This window comes from Chryseobacterium mulctrae, from assembly GCF_006175945.1.
GTDB classification, from domain to species: domain Bacteria; phylum Bacteroidota; class Bacteroidia; order Flavobacteriales; family Weeksellaceae; genus Chryseobacterium; species Chryseobacterium mulctrae.
The window spans coordinates 932,251-946,677 of record NZ_VAJL01000001.1 but is presented as its reverse complement, the minus strand read 5'-3'; the positions used below and the strand labels follow the sequence as shown (position 1 = coordinate 946,677).

At 36.3% G+C, this 14,427-nt stretch carries 12 protein-coding genes; 3 read left to right on the top strand and 9 right to left on the bottom strand.

Annotated elements, in window-relative coordinates; genetic code table 11:
* Positions 1-110: 110 nt before the first annotated feature.
* The 7 genes from FDY99_RS04110 to FDY99_RS04080 form a co-directional block, all read right to left on the bottom strand.
* The gene (locus FDY99_RS04110; protein WP_139419390.1) at positions 111-1,511 is read right to left on the bottom strand and encodes a TolC family protein; all 1,401 of its coding nucleotides are present in this window, start codon (positions 1,509-1,511) and stop codon (positions 111-113) included.
* A 1-nt stretch (position 1,512) separates the two neighbouring features.
* A complete protein-coding gene (locus tag FDY99_RS04105) occupies positions 1,513-2,670 on the bottom strand; it encodes an HlyD family secretion protein (RefSeq protein WP_139419388.1) in 1,158 nt (385 codons plus the stop codon).
* An 11-nt stretch (positions 2,671-2,681) separates the two neighbouring features.
* Complete coding sequence (locus tag FDY99_RS04100; RefSeq protein WP_139419386.1) at positions 2,682-3,083, bottom strand: DUF3302 domain-containing protein; 402 nt, start codon at positions 3,081-3,083, stop codon at positions 2,682-2,684.
* Positions 3,084-3,157: 74 nt separating this feature from the next.
* Positions 3,158-3,802: a hypothetical protein gene (locus FDY99_RS04095; protein ID WP_139419383.1), complete on the bottom strand. Its 645-nt coding sequence runs from the start codon at positions 3,800-3,802 to the stop codon at positions 3,158-3,160.
* Positions 3,803-3,906: 104 nt separating this feature from the next.
* Positions 3,907-4,515 (bottom strand): Crp/Fnr family transcriptional regulator, encoded by a 609-nt coding sequence (locus tag FDY99_RS04090; RefSeq protein WP_139419381.1) that lies wholly within the window; start codon positions 4,513-4,515, stop codon positions 3,907-3,909.
* Positions 4,516-5,633: 1,118 nt separating this feature from the next.
* Complete coding sequence (locus FDY99_RS04085; protein ID WP_139419379.1) at positions 5,634-7,391, bottom strand: UvrD-helicase domain-containing protein; 1,758 nt, start codon at positions 7,389-7,391, stop codon at positions 5,634-5,636.
* Complete coding sequence (locus FDY99_RS04080) at positions 7,382-9,472, bottom strand: ATP-dependent nuclease (RefSeq protein WP_167494290.1); 2,091 nt, start codon at positions 9,470-9,472, stop codon at positions 7,382-7,384. Before FDY99_RS04080 ends, FDY99_RS04085 begins: the two co-directional genes overlap by 10 nt.
* Positions 9,473-9,834: 362 nt before the next feature.
* Here FDY99_RS04080 and FDY99_RS23290 point away from each other — a divergent pair, with 362 nt between their 5' ends.
* Positions 9,835-11,019 (top strand): hypothetical protein, encoded by a 1,185-nt coding sequence (locus FDY99_RS23290; RefSeq protein WP_228448736.1) that lies wholly within the window; start codon positions 9,835-9,837, stop codon positions 11,017-11,019.
* 469 nt (positions 11,020-11,488) lie between these two features.
* Here the strand turns inward: FDY99_RS23290 and FDY99_RS04070 are convergent, their stop codons facing one another.
* A complete protein-coding gene (locus FDY99_RS04070; protein WP_139419377.1) occupies positions 11,489-12,118 on the bottom strand; it encodes an NAD(P)H-dependent oxidoreductase in 630 nt (209 codons plus the stop codon).
* A gap of 115 nt (positions 12,119-12,233) precedes the next feature.
* Between FDY99_RS04070 and FDY99_RS04065 the strand changes: the two genes are divergently transcribed.
* Positions 12,234-12,599: a winged helix-turn-helix transcriptional regulator gene (locus FDY99_RS04065; RefSeq protein ID WP_139419375.1), complete on the top strand. Its 366-nt coding sequence runs from the start codon at positions 12,234-12,236 to the stop codon at positions 12,597-12,599.
* 136 nt (positions 12,600-12,735) lie between these two features.
* On the opposite strand, the gene FDY99_RS04060 is transcribed toward FDY99_RS04065, so the two are convergent.
* Positions 12,736-13,302, bottom strand: a complete 567-nt coding sequence (locus tag FDY99_RS04060; protein WP_139419373.1) for a TetR/AcrR family transcriptional regulator — start codon at positions 13,300-13,302, stop codon at positions 12,736-12,738.
* Positions 13,303-13,399: 97 nt separating this feature from the next.
* On the opposite strand from FDY99_RS04060, the gene FDY99_RS04055 reads away from it, so the two are divergent.
* Positions 13,400-14,410 (top strand): hypothetical protein, encoded by a 1,011-nt coding sequence (locus FDY99_RS04055; protein ID WP_139419372.1) that lies wholly within the window; start codon positions 13,400-13,402, stop codon positions 14,408-14,410.
* The last annotated feature ends 17 nt before the right edge of the window (positions 14,411-14,427 follow it).

Below are 14,427 nucleotides of genomic sequence, written 5' to 3'. Positions count from 1 at the left end.
AACCACTGTATTTTTGCAGTGGTTTTTATTTTATCTTATCTAAAATTGAATATATATAAAAAGATCCCAAGTCTGCTTTTCTTTCTGAAAAGCCACTGAGATCAATATTTCTAAAAATGTTCAAGACCATTGGCTCCTAAAGCCATATAAAGATTGATTCTTTCAATACGCTGTTGCAGGTCGAGGTCGATGATGTTCATCTCTTTTTTTATCAGGTCTCTTTGTTTTTGGAGTAAGACAAAACTATTATTGCTGCCGATTTTTATTTGTTTTTTCGTTAAATCAACATTCCTTTCCAGTGAAGAAATTGCCTGTTTCTGAAAAACATTTTGCCTTTCTATAGAACTGAGATTGGCTAATGCAGATTCTACTTCATTATAGGCCAAAAGTACTGATTTTGCATATTCTTCTATCACCTGTTTTTGCTTTGAAGTTTTTACTTCAACATTCTTTTTCAGTTTTCCTCCGCTGAAAATAGGGGTTGTTAATCCGCCACCAACTTTTATCAAAGGATTGGAAAAAAGATTACTGATAGCTCCTACATTGGTTTCTGCTGCACCAAAAGCTGCGCTGATGTTGATGGAAGGCAATCTTGCCGCTTTTGCTTCCTGAACTTCATAAAAACTGGCTTCTATCTGAAACTGTTGTGCCATAATATCTGATCTTTTTTCTAAAAGACTCAAAGGAAAATTGGCTGGAATTTCCTGTTTTAAAGCTGAAAACTCTGCATTAACTTTTAATAAACCTTCCGGATATCTTCCGCAAAGCATTTCTAAACTTCTTCGAGATTGCGAATTGGCATTTTTTACTTTTTCAAGATAAGAATTCAGCAAAATAATTTCACTTTCGATGTTGGATAGATCAATTTCATTGGCAGTTCCGACCTTATTTTGAACAAGATAAATTTTCTTCAAGTCTTCAGTCATACCAATATACTGACTGATTTTCTGTTCCTGATATTGCCCTGCAATATTAAGATAGTAAGCTTTGGCTATCATTGCAGCAACCGATTGCTTCAACATTTTTTGTTGAAATGCCGCCGAATAATATTGACTTACACTCACCATTTCAGCCGATTTATTTTTTCCCCAAAGGTCGAGCTCCCAATTGGCTTTTAACTGTAAATTTCCGATGTGAGTTCCGCTTACAAGATTGTTGCTGGTATTTGCCAACGCATTTACACTCGGGTAAAGATTGCTTCCTGCAATATCCATCGACAATTCTATTTGATTCAACTTTTCTTTAGAGATAATAATATCTGCGTTGTGGGCAAGTCCTTCCTTTACTAAAACTTCAAGCTCGGTTGTAATAAGCTCATTCATCCATTGATAAGAAAAATCGGGGCTGTCTGTTTCTTTATCTTGAATCCATTTATCAGGAATTTCGATGTTTGCTTTTATTTCGCTGGTGTTTTTTAAATCTTCTACTTTTTCTGGTGTTGCATTTTTATAACCAATACAAGAGGTTAAAGTTAGTAACAGAACGCTTGCAATACTTATTTTCTTTAGCATTTTAGTGAAGTTTTAGAATTAAGTAATTGACTTTACTGTTCACTCTCACCATCACTTTTCTTATCAAATGTAAAGGTTTAATGTTATCAGAATAAATAACAGCTGTACCTCGCGCACCAACTGTTAATGGTTTTTCTTTTTCATCTAAAACAAATTTTGCAATCAATTTCCCGTCTGTTTCAGGCAATTGTCTCGCGGTATCTGGGATTCCGGCTGTTGTTCCGTTGCCACCAAACATTCCTCCTGCATTGTTCATAATACCCTGGCTTGTTGCATCGATTACATATTCCAGTTTTGCTTTTACCACTTTTCCGGGTGAGGTTTTTAAAGCAAGTTCTACTTCATCACCATTTTTTACAGCTTCCAACTCATTTTGAGAAAAGAATGCAATAATAGACTGTTGTTTTTGAATTAAAACAAAAGCAGATTTGAACGGCGCTATGATTGCACCTTCGTTCAGCTGTACGTTGGGAATAAAACCGTCTGTTGGTGCTAAAACCACAGTTTGAGAAAGATTCCATTTTGCTTGTTCTAATTTGGCTTTGATTTCTGAAACTGAAGCGTTTTCTCCGTTGTAATTAGAGTTGTATTTGGTTTCTAAAGATGATTTCTGAGCCTGTGCTGCACTGATTCTTGATTGTAAATCCTGGGAAGTTGACATTGCCTGTTCCAAATCAAATTTATTGGCTGCACCTGCATTCACCAATTCCTGATATTGCTTTATTCTTTTGTTGCTTAAATTCAATTGAGATTGTAAACTCAAAATATTTTTACGTGAAGCATCAATATCCGAATTGTAAGACGAAACGGTAGATTTCATATTGCTCAATTGCGCTTCCAAAGATTTTATTTCTTGTTGATAAGGCAAAGGATCAATAGTGAATAACGTATCTCCTTTTTTAACTTCCTGATTGGTTTTTACATATACCTTTTTTACTCTTCCTAAAGTTTGAGTAGTAATATCTACGCTTCGGTTACCTACTTTTACATCCGATGTAATAGGGCAGAAGTAATTCAGACTCAAAATAAGAGCAATAGACCCGAAAATTGGCAAGGAATAGACAACAACTTGTGTGTTGAAATTCCAAGGGATTAATTTTAATTTTTTAATGAGAAGCCAGCAAATTCCGGCATATATTCCGATAAGTAATTCTAACATAATTTTTATTCTTAATGATTTTGTGTTTCTTCTGAAAGTGATTGGTTTTCTTCAATTAAAATTTCTTCTTTTCCGTTTGAAGAATTTATATTTTCTGAATCCGAAGAAGGTGTTTTTTCTTTTTTGTAATCGTAGTTTGCCCATATTAAAGCAACCGGCCAAAGAAGACCGCCAAATACCAGTGAAAGCAGGCACATGCTTTTGATGGCGTTTAATTGTGGATGGTTTTTCTTTTCCGCCACTTTTTCAGGATAAATATGAACTTTCCAAAAAAGAAATATTCCGGCAAATGGTAAAATAAGCATGATAAGCCAAGATGCTGTATCTGCGATAGTATCTTCTAAAGTTCCTGTGGAAGCATACGAAAGGCCGCAACACAGGAATACACACAGTATTGTAAGTAATTTTTGCATAATAAAATAATTGGGATAAAAATCCCGGCATATCAGTTAAGATAATACCGAGAATCATAAAGCATGATAAAAAACTAATTTTTAGTTCCGTATTCTTCACGAAGTACACTGCGTAAGAGATCGGCATTTTCATGATAAGTGGTGATTTGCTGTGGGCTTAAAATCTGGTCAAAAGCTTTGTCGGCTTTCTTCAATGCTTTGTGTAGTTTGCGTTGAGCAGTGTTTTTACCTCTATTGTTATTTGCAGAAAAGTAGATGTCTAAATCTTTTCTTACGTTTTCTACTACTTTCTGATTAATGTTGAAAATTGGTGTCAACTGGTCGTTGCTTAGATCTAGCATACGTGCCATAACCATCGTTCTGAAAGTAGCGGCTCTTGCGATTTTATTTTCCTGAAAAAGCTGGAACTGTGCAGGTGAAAGAATTTCCTGTAAGGCAAGATTTCTTTCTTTTAAAATTTTTGTAAAACTTTCGAAATTTTCTTTTTGTGAAGAATTTTGAGCAAAACTTTTTTGGTCTAAATTTTCTACCGCAGCAGCAGCTTGTACATTGATTTCATAAATCTGTTGTGCTTGTAACGGTGTCATATTAAGAAATGACATTTCTTGGGTAATGTAAGTGCCAATTTTTTCTACTGGTTGAGTTTGGGCATTTACGGAGTTACTTGCTAACAGCATGAATAAGCTTACTGAAGCTATTCTTAGAATTTTTTTGTTCATTGTTTTTTTTGTTTTAAATCATACTTTTTGCACAATCAACTGTGATACAGTTTTTTGTACAGTGCAAAATTAAAACGAAGAAACTCTGAAAAACTATTCTTAAGTTATTTTTCCGGTGGCGGTTTTTTTTGTATGCGGGCTGTTAATCTGGATAAAGAATTGGGTGTAATTCCTAAAAAATTGGCAATATACTTACGGTTTGCATTCCTTGTAATGTAAGGGCGATTTTTTAAGAAAACTTCATAGCGAGCGCTCGGAGAATCGCTGCACAATTGCTCTGTACGATTGCGTAAAGTACCGATGATCACTTTCAGCGATTTAATGTAAAACTGAAAAATGCCTTTATGCTGAAAAGCCAGTTCCTCGAACTGATCTTTTGGGAACAACAATAATTGAGTATCCACAAGCGCTTCAATCGTGTATTTTGTCTGCTTTTGGTCGTCATAATATTCCGGAATTCCGGCTATAATAGCGTGTTCCTTTTCTGAGGTGAAAAAAACATTATTTTCGGTACCATCATCAGAATCGAAATACCAACGCAATAAGCCAGTTGTAAGTACAAAAACGTGATCAAATAAATCGCCTGACTCAACTAATTTTGTTTTTTTTGAAAGAAATAGTGGTTTGCCAATTTTAGATAGGGCGTCACGCTCTTCATCGTTAAGCGGATGAAGGTAGTCTAAATTTTTTAATAGTTCCGACGGTGTTGCCATCTTTTTAAAGGTCTTAAATCAGATGATTAAAAATAAAGAAAATATTTGATAAAGAAAAAAGTTAATGAATTAGCAACGAAATCCTTGTTTCTGAAAAGTGTAAACAAGCTTTTAAGATTTTGAAAAAAAAAGTTACAAAACAAAAAAGAACCCACAATAGAAATTGTGAGTTCTTTTTGTGAACTTGGAAGGATTATCTTCGAACCGTCTGATACAAGATTTGAATTGGATTTTGAAATTAAATGTTTGATTATTAGATATTTGTGTTGGTGTTCGGAGAGTTCGAATCCTTTTGCGATATGTTGACGGGAGCGATTTTTCGAACTTTTGTCCTAATATTTTAAGAAGTATAATTGTCAATATATTGGTTTTCAGTATTTTGTGATTTGTAATTCAAGTTCGAATCCTCTTGCCATATTGATTTTTATTAAGTTTTCGGACTTTTATAATAGCTGAAATACATATTTAATAGATTGGAGTTGATAATAAATCAGCTCCAATTTTGTTTATAAAAGAAATGTATTTTTAATTACATGTTTTACAATTTCTTTTTTAACATGCAAGTGAGGGACTGGAACTTTCTTTGTTTTTAACCCTGTTAGAGCCGTTTTCAACCGATGCAGCATTTTGCAAGATTATGCCATAATCTTATTTTCCATGCCTAAAACTGCGCGTTTACGTCTCAACGGAAAGAGAGGGATTCTAACCCATCTCTTCCAAATTACTTTAAACCTATAAGGATGTTTTAAATTACTGCCATGAATTTGCTATAAGATATTTCAGCAGATTTAGGAAGTATATATTTCAGCGACTCCAAAGAACAACTTTTAATTTCTCAAAGGTACAAATTTTCATACTAGTGTTTTAAATATCTATGTAATTGATGAAAGAGGAGGTACTATTGTATCTTAAGGTTTTCCGAATTATTTTTTGTTTCTCCTATTTAGGATTAGCGAAACAGAATAAATATAGTAATTGTAAACCTGCTCTTCTAAAAATACATATATAGCCTGTAGACAGCGCTTAGCAAGATCTCTAAAGATCTTAAATTTACTCAGGACGTCAATAAAATGAGTTAATTAATACCTAAAAAGACGGGGTAGTACCCCATCCAATTTTTATAGATTATTTATTTCAAAGAGATGCTCAATTTGCCGCAGTTTACCTTCTTCCAATGTTGGTACAGATATAAATAATCTTTCTCGTGCCCGGCTAACCGCTACATAAAATATTCTGTGCTCCTCTGTTCTTAAGGTCTGACGAACCAAAAAATCAAAATGTTCCTCTTTTTTCAGAACCACCAGAACATTGTCAAATTCATCTCCTTTGGATTTATGAATGGTTTTACTTGGCGATCTTTCATTATCGATTCTTATGCAAACTGCTAGTTGCTGAAAAGAATAGCGTTCATAGAATTCCTTAGCCCTTCCTCTGGTGATGGCAGGAAAATTATTCCTTACATCAGTGCGCACATGATTGTAGAAATCCAAAAGCGGTTGATCGTGATATTCATCATATTTTGACAAAAGCTTTGAGAGTCCATCCAACGCCATAGCTTTTCGGTCATTTTTGTTTCTGATATGAAGGTAATTATACGACATTTCTTTCAAAGCATCTTTAAACCGCTTTTCTCTTGCAAATTCTGCGGCACTGATACAGGATAAAATTGCATTACGTCTATCAGAATTGTCAATCGCCTGTAAATCCTCTACAAGGTTGTGATCGGGTCTATCTGCTACCATTTGAGATCCGAGCTCGCGTGCAGTAATATTGTCCCATGAAAGGATGGTAAGGTTATCGCCACAAATTCCCTGTGCAAATTCACTTGCAAGTCTATAGTTTCCGATTAGGAGATTACATCTTTCACCTGGAACGTTTCTAAGAGGTTCCTGTCCCATGTCCTTTCGGATGTGGTTGAGGATGCCGACGATTTCATTTGTACTTCTTCGATTGTCGATAATTCTATAATCCTTTAAACCTTCCAAATGATAATCTGTAAACTGTGCGGGTTCTGCTCCCTGAAAGCTATAAATGGACTGGGCTATATCACCGATTATACCGGTAACAGTGCCACTCGCACCGATTAGTTTCAATATTCTGGCCTGGATAGGACTTGTGTCCTGAAATTCATCAATGAAGAAATAGGGATATTTTGTTTTCAGAACCTCTACGATGAAAGGGTAGCGCGTTAGTAGGATATAGGAAAAGTATAATACGTCTTCATGGTGAAGGACTCCTCTTGCCCAGAATAATTTTTTGTAGGACAGCAGATCAGTAGCCAATATATTTAGGCAGTTTGCTGCTCCAAAATTTCTTCGTGTACCATTAGGCATAAAATAGTAAGCTTTACTATTATCTACTGATAGGACAATCTGATCACCATTTAATTTATAGTCTATTGTTGAAAGCCAGTTTGCTAGCCCTGTCATAAAGTAAGGAAGAGCTTTTAATTGATTGAGCGTATACGGATTTCTGAGGTTAGGTGCTCCTGGGTGTTCATCTAGCCACTCGGTAATTTTGCTCCGACTGGCTCTATGTTCCTCATGACCGTCCATTTTTATAGCATTGAAGCCAAATTCTTCGGCAATGGATCCAATATATGGTTTTATGACATTGCTATAAAGAAAGGCATGTATCGTTGAAACTTCGATTCTGTCTGCACCGAACTGTAGCCTTTTTACGATCGTCTCGACGGCCACGTTTGTGTATGTAATACATGCAATTTTTTTTGTTGCACCAAATTTGTTGGAACTTTGAAGCAGATGGCGCATATGATTTACAAGCCAATGTGTTTTTCCTGCGCCAGGTCCTGCAAATATTCTAAAATGCTCCTCAGTATCTATAATGGTTTCTGAGGTAATTGTTGTTATTGGCATATCCAGTGAATTGCTTGTTGAATATAATCAGGTACATTAAAGATCTTTCGTGTTTTATCTTCTGGATTTACTGCCATTTCAGGAAGAAGAAGATTTTCTTCAAGCAATGTTGCCAGTTCCAACGCATTTTCACCCTTGCCTACGGACGAAAGATATCTAAATGCCAGTATTACCTCCTTTCTTTCTTGCTGCGTCCAAGTATTATCAGCTAAACCTTCAAGTGCTGCCCTGAATGTTCTTGAGGCTGGGCTATCCCTCATTCTATTGAGAAGATCAACTTCAGGGCGACCATCGTTGTACCATTGTATTAGATCATTTAATTCATCTTTGTTTGAAATCGACCGAGTTAGAAGGATATCATTCTGAAGGTTGGAAAGCATAAGTTCGTATTCAAATGTTTTTCCATTTTTATGGTTTTGGCCGAAAAACCTAATATTTGGATGAGCTTGGTAGGTCTCCAATTTGTCTTCTATATGATTACGATAATCATATAAAGCTGCGTTTTGACCTACATCAAAGGTGTAGCATTTCCCAAAGCTTCCGTCTGCCTTACGCTTTCTTTCCGGATCCCTGTCTTTTAATACTAATACCATTTTAGGTATCGTAAAAGGCCGGGTTGAATCAAAAATCTGTAGGAAATGATCGAAGTATCTTCCTCCCACTGGAACAATCGCAATATGGTGATCTGCAATATCAATATCGATATACTTCGTTAGTGTTGGAAGTATGACCTGTTCTGCGAGTCCTTCAACAAAAATCACTTTTTGTGCAAACAGCATGTCGGACCTGGTTGCATCCAAGAACCTCTGAACGTAGGCTTTTGATTCCCGGCCTTCGTCATTATCTGCAAAGCATTTTCCTGGATATCCTGCTACGATCTCATTGCCCAGATTATGTAGACATATGATATCATCTAATGAAACAGCCGATGTTATCTGTGTTGAGTGCGTAGTCACAAAAATCTGTCTTACCTTTCGTTCAAGTCTGTTTTCCTTTAGAAATTTCAAGAACTTATACTGCATGGAAGGGTGAAGATGTGCTTCTGGCTCTTCGATAGCCAGTACTGGGAAAACCTTCGCATTGCTACCAAGATATTTTCCATCAGAATTTACCTGCATTTTTGCAAGTAGAAGAGACATGTAGATCAAGTTATTATAACCAAGCCCATTATGTGTAGCAGGGATTTTAATATCTAGCCCCGCGTAGCCAATTATTAGCTTTAGTGCGGAAAAAAGTTCAACTTCAGAAATTCCTCCGTCGAAGTCAGGAGTAGCGTTATTAAAAGTTGCACCTGTCTGCCTTGCATAATTTAATATCTGGTCTTTCCCTGCACGCATCCGGCGCTGGAGTTCCGTAATCAACGCAGCAGCCTGGTCTGAGAAGACCTGTTTTGCGGCTTTGATTTCCGCTACTTTTTCCTCATTTGACTTTACAGCCTCATCTGTTGATTTTATGTCGTAATCCAAAAAGAAATCCAGAATTTCACGTAGCATCGTGTTGCGGCCAGTAAACATGTCTCTTTCAACATCTCTTATTGCATTCAAAAACTGGAAATCAAATTTTTGTAAAGAATCTGAATCCGCTGTCTGTAGGAGGGTAGGATCTCCTCCGTAAATTTTGTAGGTATAGAACCTTAGATAATCCTGCTTAATAACCTGCCATGCTTTGTCTTTCGTTTCACAGTCTGCTAATGCAGTTTCATATTCATCGTGTTTATCTACTGGGAGGAAAAATCTATACGTCAATTTAGCCTCATAATCAGCATTCAGTACAGTTAGCCAATCTGATACAGTGACAAGATCTTCACTATTGGCGGGTTCATCGATACTTTTTTTGAATGTTAAAGTAATAGTTACAGCTGGCGGGTTATTTTTAAGTTGCTCCAATGTCAAGCTTTTAGAAAAATCGTCCATTTCAAGACGTCTGGAGCTTTCACTGTTGATGACCAGACTGATCGCTTTTATTAGGCTTGTCTTTCCGGAATTGTTATGGCCGATTATTACATTTACGCCATCATTGAATAAAATCTCATTATGAGGGAAATTACGAAATCCCTCAATTGATATTTTTGAAATATACATAGGTTAAATAGCTTTCTTATAAAAATAATTAAAATTTTTGAATTGAAAGCTATTTCCTGTCATTCTATTTGACTAAGAGCAAAAGAATAAGATATCAATGGTACTACAACTTTATATCGATAAGATTTCTCACGGTGAAATTGAAATTGCGATGTGAACGGACTCTAAACTTGATAATATTAGATCGTTAGAAAAACGATCTTCTTTCTAAGCTCCTCTGATATTGATTTATTTGACCAAAGAGATGTTAAGCGTCAGGGATTGCAATGAAAACCTTTTCATGCTGAAAAGATTGGAAAGAAAAGCCCCCCGAAGAGGACGCCCTAATAAAGTTCTTTTTATTTTTGCAGAAACAAACGATCATGAAAATCCTAAAAAGCAGTTTTTTCAGACCTAGGAAATGCCAGCACGGTAATTTTGAGCTTTCCCCTGATAAAGGCAGGGAGATCCTGCAGACTTTTATAGACTTTGAGTCAGGACTTCTTGTGGTCAGTACCATCAAGGGCAAAGAGGATTCTTCAAAATCCGGCGTACAGTGTGAAGTAAAGCAGTATCTTATAAATCTACAGTCACTCCAAATTCTTTCCAGCGATGATTATAAGGAATACTTTGACTATGGCCTCAAAGAATCCTACAGCCTCGACGGAAAACTACGGCTTATCTCCCAAAGGATCCATGACAAAGTGAGGAATAATGATTTTTTTGCTGAGAAGCTCTACGATACAGAGATGGGAACACTTATCAGCTCAGGAGAATCCCTGGCGTTTACAGCAGATAGGAGAGAGAACCTGCTGGAAAGACATTATTCCACTTTAAAATTGCAAAAGGAATCCCAGCGCAAAGAGACGGAAAAATTAAGCTTATCCGATCTTGAATCCATTCATAAAGCTGTCCTCAAGAAGGAAGTACCAATTATTTCATTTTTCGATGAGTTTTACTGCTATAAACTGATCTATACCGGAAAGCATTTTGAAATCCTCAGATACAGTATAAATGACAGAGAGTCAGAAAGTATTCCGGCAAAGCTTAGCACCTTTTTAAATATCGAAGATTTCTGGAAAGAAATTACGGTAGACCCCAATTGGTTCAGGACACTTAGTATTGATCACCAGCAATCTCTGCAGCCTTTTGTGCTTTCAAGAGAAGTGATCGAAACTTTCAACAGCTTAAAAAAAGAAAAAGAGCTCAGCTATGGACAGCATGAAAAAATCTATGCATGGGAAAAAGTATTTATCCATCCGGACTTAAAAGCAGGGGAGGTCAAACAGTTCTGTTCAAACTGCACAAAAGAAGTGAAATATAATCCACGTTACCCCAAATATATCTGCAGTATCTGTTCATCGAAAGATAAATACAGTCCGGACCGAATGCTTCTTGAATTTTACAATACAGACCTATCCGGCGGACTGAAGATTGTTTATAAAGACATACACGGCAATGTACTGGGGGAAGATGACTCTAAATCTGAATTCCTCTGCCTGATCGATGGTAAAGAGTTCATCGTGCAGGAAGCAAGGTTCGGCGGGATTGTCATCCAGAGGAAGTAAAACATTACTCTGATGAATTTATTAATGAAAAAGCCCTGGGCTGGGAACCCAAGGCTTTCTACTATATTAACCTATTTTATGAAAAGTAATACTAAAACAGTTATTACTGATTTTAGTTTTCCGCTAATTTTTTTTGACTCGAGGGATACGGTAAAATCTACCTTCAGGGTAAAACAGGCAAATATTTTTTGAATTATCCTTATAAAACAGAAGCCTACCCGGTGACAATCTATCAATTATTAACGCACACATAAGAAAGTTCAGTTTTGCGAGGAATATGATCAGTGACATTACATTGGTATAAAGTGAGAAAACAGGCTATTGAAAAGTGTAGGATGGGAGTAGTCCTATATACATTTAAGTACATTATCACAAAAGTTATGACTGGAATCTAAAGTATACCAAGAAGAAGTTCCCTAGATAAAAAGAGATGTTGGTTCAATAAACATCTCTTTCTATTTGAGATAACTTAGTTTACAGTATGTGCCATTTCTTCTAACGGTATTCTGACTTTCTTCGTGCTCGCTAAATAATCGTTTGCTTCATCACGATATCCAAGAGAAAGAATAACTGTGCTGTGTAATCCTTTTTCGTCAAGACCTAACAGTTTGTCGAAAAGCTCGGAATCAAAACCTTCCATAGGTGTCGCATCAACCCGTAAGTTAGCAGCAGCAACAAGTGCTGTTCCTAATGCGATATAGGTTTGTTTCTCTGCCCAGTGTCTGTTCTGCTCATCGGTTCTACTTCTAAAAAATGAATCAATGGAGACAAATAATCCATCTAACGATTCAATTGATACATTTTTTACCTGAGATGTCAGATAAACTAAATCTTGTACGTTTTGCGTTGTGATTTTGTTATAAGCGGCAAAAACAAAGAGATGTGAAGATTCTGCAATCTGTCCGTTAAATGAATCTGCCTTCAATTTAAGTTTCAGTTCTTCATTTGAGATCACAAATAAGCGATAGGGCTGTAATCCGCAGGAGGATGCACTTAAATTAATTGCGTTAAGAATTAAGTCTATCTTTTGCTCATCCACTTTTTCAGTGCTATACTTTTTAACTGCGTATCGCCAGTTTAAATCTTTTAATAATTCCATTTTGTAAAAACTTTTTTTTCTTTAGCAAAGGTATAATCCGATGGTGACTTTTTGTAACTTTGTGACAAAAAGTAATGGTGACATTTGGGTAACCATCTTAGTAAATTGTATAATTATGGAAAATATCGCTGGAGAAAATATAGACAGCCCTGTTAAAGAATGTAGTTACAATATATTGTGTATTCATGATGCGATGGATGTTATCGGAGGACGATGGAAAGTATCCATAATAGCCTGTTTATGTTATCAGCCTATGCGTTATTCTGAGTTATTGCGTGAAGTAAAAGGTATTTCTGGTAAGATGTTGAGTAGAGAATTGAAAGATATGGAGATTAATCAGTTAATCAGCCGAACGGTTACCAATACCCAGCCGCTATCAGTTGTTTATGAGCTGACAGATTATGGGCAAACTTTGCGGGAATTGACTCTAACTATTTCAAATTGGGGACGTAATCATAGAAAGAAAATCATGGAAAAATAACCAGTCAAAATTTGATTTAGTTAAAGTTAGGTAGAGAAGCGATATTTTCCGCATCCTCTTTTGAAACCTTTTTTCTGGCATTTACCCAAGCAAAAATGTAGAAAGGAATATTTGTTACTTTTTATCTCGTCCTAATTTATCTTTCCACAATTGAAATAAGTTTTAGCATCATTTCAATGACTTTTTCTTTGGTAAGAGGAATAACGTTGTGAACAATGGTATATCCTTCTACAAAAGGTATAAGGAAACTTACAATTTCATCCGGCTTACTGCAAAATTTAGAGATCAGATCAATCATCCAAATACAGTATGTCTTATAATATGTTTCTACAGCTTTTTGCAACTCTTTGTTTCTGGCAGCCAAAGTCCATATTTCTTGGAACATCAAAGTTTGATGGCTTGATTTGCTATCAATCAGCAGCATACTCAGTACTTTTTCCAGGAAAATATCTTTATCCGGGGTGCTGCCTTCAGTTAACATCTTAATGGCATGGGTAAGTTCTTTCTTGCAGCTTTCAAAGTAAAATTCAACCGTGGCGATGAAGAGGAGGTCTTTATCCTTATAGTAATACTGAAGGTTACTTAGCGATATATTTGCACTTTTAGCAACCATTCTCATGGAAAGTTTTTCGGCACCTTTTTCGGTAAGTATATTGATCGTCGTCGATAAGATCTGATGTAGTCGCTCTTCTTTTTTGTCCATCTGGTAAAATTAAAAATAAAATATTAAAAATTAATTATAATTAGGTCAAATGACCTATATTTGCATTAGGTCATTTGACCTAATTTAATATTGCATTATGGAATTAAACAAAAAAAGAATTTTAATTGTTGGCGGTTACGGCCAAGTAGGCAGTAACATAGCGCGTCTGATCAGAAATGAAGATAGAACTGCTGAACTCATTCTTGCAGGTCGAAATCCCCAAAGTGGTGAAATGTTAATAAATGAATTGACAAATGCTGAAACAGCCTATATTAATCTGGATGAAAGCTTTGATTTAAGCGACTTCGGAAAAATTGACCTGATCATTTCCGCATTAGACGATCACAGGAATGTTTTGAGGGAAACTGCTTTAACCAATGGCATTTCTTGTATATCTGTAAGTGAATTAGCCGATCAAATTTCTCCGATGGTATTTCTAAGCTTACATAAAAGGATCTCTGCGCCGATAGTATTTGCCGGACATTGGCAAGGGGGACTATTGACACTTGTAGTCAAACATCTGTCAGCTAGATTTAGCAGGGTAGACAAGGTAGAGATTGCAGGATTATATGATCCGAAAGACCCTGTTGGGCCATTGGTCACCGAAGAAGTAAAAGGTTTCGTCGGTAAGGCACTTATTCGCCAGGATGGGAGCTGGCTATCAGTAGAGTCGAGAGATCATGCGAGATTGATCGATCTGCATGATCATTCACAAGTTTTGGGCTATCCAATGGGTACCTTGGATGTTCCCAGTATCGCAGCTTTTACCGATGCTTCAAATATTCGATTTGATTTTATTGTCGGGGAGTCGATAGGCAGCAGCAAAGGTTTGGGGGCATCGCATGATTTGTACATTGAGATTGAAGGAACTTTATTGTCCGGGGAAAGGACTAAGCTTCGCACGATAGTTTCCGGGCCAAGAGGGAATTCCCATCTCACTGCCGTGGGTATATATTTGATAGCAGAAAGTATATTAGGTCTAAAAGGGCAGTCCGTACAGAAAGCGGGAGGTCTGTATCTTCCTGAAAATATTGTTTCATCGGATGATATTATCAGCCGTTTATCAGGATTCGGAATCAATGTAGTTGAAGAGATCGGTATAAGTTAACTTAGGATCGATTCAGT

Coding starts and splice junctions, on each gene's coding strand:
- FDY99_RS04110 (WP_139419390.1), bottom strand. CDS start 1,511: ATGCTAAAGAAAATAAGTATTGCAAGCGTTCTGTTACTAACTTTAACC.
- FDY99_RS04105 (WP_139419388.1), bottom strand. CDS start 2,670: ATGTTAGAATTACTTATCGGAATATATGCCGGAATTTGCTGGCTTCTC.
- FDY99_RS04100 (WP_139419386.1), bottom strand. CDS start 3,083: ATGCAAAAATTACTTACAATACTGTGTGTATTCCTGTGTTGCGGCCTT.
- FDY99_RS04095 (WP_139419383.1), bottom strand. CDS start 3,802: ATGAACAAAAAAATTCTAAGAATAGCTTCAGTAAGCTTATTCATGCTG.
- FDY99_RS04090 (WP_139419381.1), bottom strand. CDS start 4,515: ATGGCAACACCGTCGGAACTATTAAAAAATTTAGACTACCTTCATCCG.
- FDY99_RS04085 (WP_139419379.1), bottom strand. CDS start 7,391: ATGCCAATAACAACAATTACCTCAGAAACCATTATAGATACTGAGGAG.
- FDY99_RS04080 (WP_167494290.1), bottom strand. CDS start 9,472: ATGTATATTTCAAAAATATCAATTGAGGGATTTCGTAATTTCCCTCAT.
- FDY99_RS23290 (WP_228448736.1), top strand. CDS start 9,835: ATGAAAATCCTAAAAAGCAGTTTTTTCAGACCTAGGAAATGCCAGCAC.
- FDY99_RS04070 (WP_139419377.1), bottom strand. CDS start 12,118: ATGGAATTATTAAAAGATTTAAACTGGCGATACGCAGTTAAAAAGTAT.
- FDY99_RS04065 (WP_139419375.1), top strand. CDS start 12,234: ATGGAAAATATCGCTGGAGAAAATATAGACAGCCCTGTTAAAGAATGT.
- FDY99_RS04060 (WP_139419373.1), bottom strand. CDS start 13,302: ATGGACAAAAAAGAAGAGCGACTACATCAGATCTTATCGACGACGATC.
- FDY99_RS04055 (WP_139419372.1), top strand. CDS start 13,400: ATGGAATTAAACAAAAAAAGAATTTTAATTGTTGGCGGTTACGGCCAA.